The sequence below is a fragment of the Devosia sp. genome (genome assembly GCF_034675085.1).
Taxonomy (GTDB): Bacteria; Pseudomonadota; Alphaproteobacteria; order Rhizobiales; family Devosiaceae; genus Devosia.
In genome coordinates this window covers 1-3,494 of record NZ_JAUCDN010000333.1, presented here as the reverse complement: position 1 = coordinate 3,494, position 3,494 = coordinate 1, and the positions used below count along the sequence as shown (strand labels likewise).

The following is a 3,494-nucleotide window of genomic DNA, read 5'->3' as shown; positions in this document are numbered from 1 at the left end:
GGCGCGCGGGCCGGCCTGGCCTGGTATCGTCTGGCCCGGCCTTAATACGAGGCGCGCAGCCCCGCCAGCAGCGCCTCGACGTCGCCGCGCCGGAAGCCCCAGCCCGTGGCCTTTTCGGCCAGATCGATCATGGCCCCGACCTCTTCGGGCGGAAGTCGCGACGCCTGGAACAACGGCCCGCCCTTGTGCCTGGCAAAGCCATAGCCATTGATCAGCACAACGTCGATATCCTGAGCCGAGCGGGCGATCCCCTCTTCCACCAGCAGCGCCGCCTCGTTGACGATGGCGCCCATGATCGCCCCGGAAATGGCCTTTGCCTCGGGGGCTGGGCGGCCATGCCGTGCCGCATTGGCCTTTACCAGCTCGGTGACGGCGGGGGAGGGGACGGGCTTGCCCGCCGCGTCGTAATCATACCAGCCGGCCTCGGTCTTGCGGCCCAGCCGCCCCAGTTCGCACACGGCATCGGGAATGGTCACATAGCGCTCGCGCGCATCGCGGCTGGCCGCCTTGCTCTGGCGCAGCCGCCAGGCGATATCGAGCCCGGAAATATCGGACACGGCGAAGAGTCCCATGGCAAAGCCCAGCCCGGTTGCCGCCGCGTCGATCTCCTGGGGCAGGGCGCCGTCATCCAGCGCATACTCGCACTGGGCGCGATAGCGCGCATAGATGCGGTTGCCGATAAAGCCTTCTCCGGGCCGAGCCGGAACCGGCAGCTTGCCGATGGTCTTGGCCAGCGCGAAGCCGGTCGCCAGCACCGCCGGATCGGTGGCGGCGCATTGCACCACTTCGAGCAGCTTCATGCGCGGCACCGGCGCGAAGAAATGCAGCCCCATGAAGCGGTCGGGCCGCCCGCTCGCCGCCGCCAGCTTTTCGATATCGAGATAGGAGGTGTTGGTGGCCAATATGGCCTTGCCTGAAAGCACAGCCCCCAGCCGCGCGATCACCTCGGTCTTGACCGCGATGTCCTCGAACACCGCCTCGATCACCAGGTCCGTCCCGGCAAGCCTGGCGAGGTCATCGCCGGTTTCGAGGTCGGCCAGCCGCTCCGCCGCACTGGCCTTGCCGAGCTTGCCCAGCCGCTCCAGGTCTCCCAGTGTCTTTTCTATGCTGGTATGCGCCCGCGCCAGCACCGCTTCATTGCTGTCGATGAGAATGACCTTCAGTCCCGCCGCCAGCACCACGCTGGCAATGCCGGCGCCCATGGTGCCGGCCCCGACCACGCCCACCAGGGCGACGGGCAGGGGATCGGCCGCCACCGGCGGCTTGGCGGCGGCACGTTCGGCAAAGAAATTATAGCGCAGCGCGCTGGCTTCCTCGCCCACCCGCAGGGTCTGGAAGACGGCGCGCTCCAGCGCCAGCGCCTCCTCCACCGGCGTGGTTTCGATCAGGCGGATGGCCTTGATCGCTTCGGCCACGCAGTCGCGCCCCTTGCCCTTGGCCAGCGCAGCATTGGCCGCCGCCTCGATCTCGGTGCTGCTCGCCGCAGGCGGGATCATCCGGCTGGCGAGGCGCTTGCCCGGCCCCTTGCTCTTGAGAAACGCGATGGCCTCGGCGCGCAGATCGGTTTGCGCCAGCGCGTCGATCATGCCCAGCGCCAGCGCCTCGGGCGCGGCCACCCGGCGGGCCGAGGTGATGAGCTCGATGCCGCGCGGCAGGCCGACAAGGCGCGGCAGGCGCTGCGTGCCGCCCGCGCCGGGGATCATGCCCAGCCCCACTTCGGGCAGGCCGACGACGGCATCCGGCGTTGCGATGCGCCAGTCGCAGGTTAGCGCCAGCTCATAGCCGCCGCCCAGGGCGGAGCCGTGGATGGCGGCGATCACCGGCCAGGGGCAGACCTCGATCGCCGCCAGCACCTCAGGCAGCTCCGGCGGCGGCAGGGCCTTGCCGAACTCCTTGATGTCCGAGCCGGCAATGAAGCTCTTGCCCGCCCCGATGATCGCCACGCCTGAAATGCCCCGGTCCCCGCTCACCTCGGCAAGCGCCGCCGCCAGCCCTTGCCGCACGGCGACGGAGCTGGCATTGACGGGGGGATTATCGATGAATATCAAGGCGATATCGCCGTCGTGCTCGAGCCGGACGGCCGGGCTCATTTCCCGCGCGGAACTGGAATATCCAATATCGGTCAGGGCCATTCTTGCCTCGTCGGTTTGCCTTGCTGGCCTTTGCTGTAGCGCGTTTGACCCGTCTTCGATTTTGCAAATTGTGCAAAGATTGTTTGTAGCGTTTTGCAGTTTTGTTGAGCTCTGCGACCTGCACGATGGTGTGATTGGCCAAAGGCAGCCGGCTTGTGATCCCCCTTGCCGGCCAAAATAGAGGAGGCAGCATGAGCGCACAGGTCTCATCCTGGTCCGAGAGGATCGGGGGCATCGTCATCTTGTTGCTGGGTCTGGCGGTCGCCGGCCAGGCAATGAGCTATCCGCTGGGCACCCTCAACAATATGGGGCCGGGCTTCTTTCCGGTTGCCGCCGGCCTGGCGCTGGCGCTGCTGGGCGGGCTGATCGTCTGGAAAATTCCCGATGCCGACCTGCCCGCCGAGAGTGGTCGCCTCAATATCCGCCCGGTCTTCTTCGTGCTGGCGGGGATCCTCGCCTGGGCGCTGCTGCTGCGCCCCGCGGGCCTCATCGCCGCGACCGTCGCGCTGACGCTGCTCTCGGCCTTTGCCTATCCGGTGCCCAATCTCAAGCGCATCGCCATCACCGTTGTGGTCCTGCCCGTCATGGGCTGGCTGCTCTTCATCTACGGGCTCGGCATGCCCATGCGCGCCTTCCCCTGGTCGTAATAGGGACGTTTCGACATGGATTATCTGTCAGCCATCCAGATGGGCTTCGCCACCGCCTTCGAGTGGAACAATCTGGTTTTCTGTTTCGTCGGCGTCGCCCTGGGCACGGTGGTCGGCCTGCTCCCCGGCATCGGGGCGCTCTCCACCATCTCCATGCTGCTTCCGCTCACCTTCTACATGCAGCCCACCACGGCCATCATCATGCTGGCCGGCGTCTTCTACGGCGCCCAGTATGGCGGCTCCATCGCCTCCATCCTGCTCAACATTCCCGGCACCGCCACCAATGCCATCACCTGCCTGGACGGCTATCCGCTGGCCAAGCAGGGCCGGGCGGGCGTGGCGCTGGCCATCACCACCCTCTCGTCCTTTGTGGGCGGGTCCTTTGCCATCCTGGTGCTGATGCTGGTCGGCCCCATGCTGGCCGATGTGGCGCTGGCGTTCGGCGCGCCCGAATATACCGCCATCATGCTGTTCGGGCTCATCGCCGCCTCCACCCTGTCGGGCGGCTCCATGCTCAAGGGCCTCGCCATGGTGGTGCTGGGCGTGGCGCTGGGCACGGTGGGCATGGACATGAACACCGGCGTGCAGCGCTTCCAGTTCGGCATGCCCGAGCTGGCCGATGGCCTGAGCATCGTGGCGCTGGCCATGGGCCTGTTCGGCGTCGCCGAAATCCTGGTCAACCTCATGCGCAGCGATGGCAGCCCCTTCAAGGTGC

Annotated in this window: 3 protein-coding genes; 2 read left to right on the top strand and 1 reads right to left on the bottom strand. The window is 67.2% G+C overall.

Features of this window, described 5'->3' with window-relative positions:
* Positions 1-41 precede the first annotated feature (41 nt).
* The gene (locus VDP82_RS15795) at positions 42-2,132 is read right to left on the bottom strand and encodes a 3-hydroxyacyl-CoA dehydrogenase NAD-binding domain-containing protein (protein ID WP_323015785.1); all 2,091 of its coding nucleotides are present in this window, start codon (positions 2,130-2,132) and stop codon (positions 42-44) included.
* A 191-nt stretch (positions 2,133-2,323) separates the two neighbouring features.
* Here VDP82_RS15795 and VDP82_RS15790 point away from each other — a divergent pair, with 191 nt between their 5' ends.
* Positions 2,324-2,779, top strand: coding sequence for a tripartite tricarboxylate transporter TctB family protein (locus VDP82_RS15790; RefSeq protein ID WP_323015784.1), 456 nt, complete (start codon positions 2,324-2,326; stop codon positions 2,777-2,779).
* A 15-nt stretch (positions 2,780-2,794) separates the two neighbouring features.
* Positions 2,795-3,494: tripartite tricarboxylate transporter permease (locus VDP82_RS15785; RefSeq protein ID WP_323015783.1), on the top strand; the 700-nt coding region annotated here is incomplete at its 3' end.

Bases quoted from the DNA above. Each gene is read 5' to 3' on its own strand.
- VDP82_RS15795 (WP_323015785.1), bottom strand. From the start codon at position 2,132: ATGGCCCTGACCGATATTGGATATTCCAGTTCCGCGCGGGAAATGAGC.
- VDP82_RS15790 (WP_323015784.1), top strand. From the start codon at position 2,324: ATGAGCGCACAGGTCTCATCCTGGTCCGAGAGGATCGGGGGCATCGTC.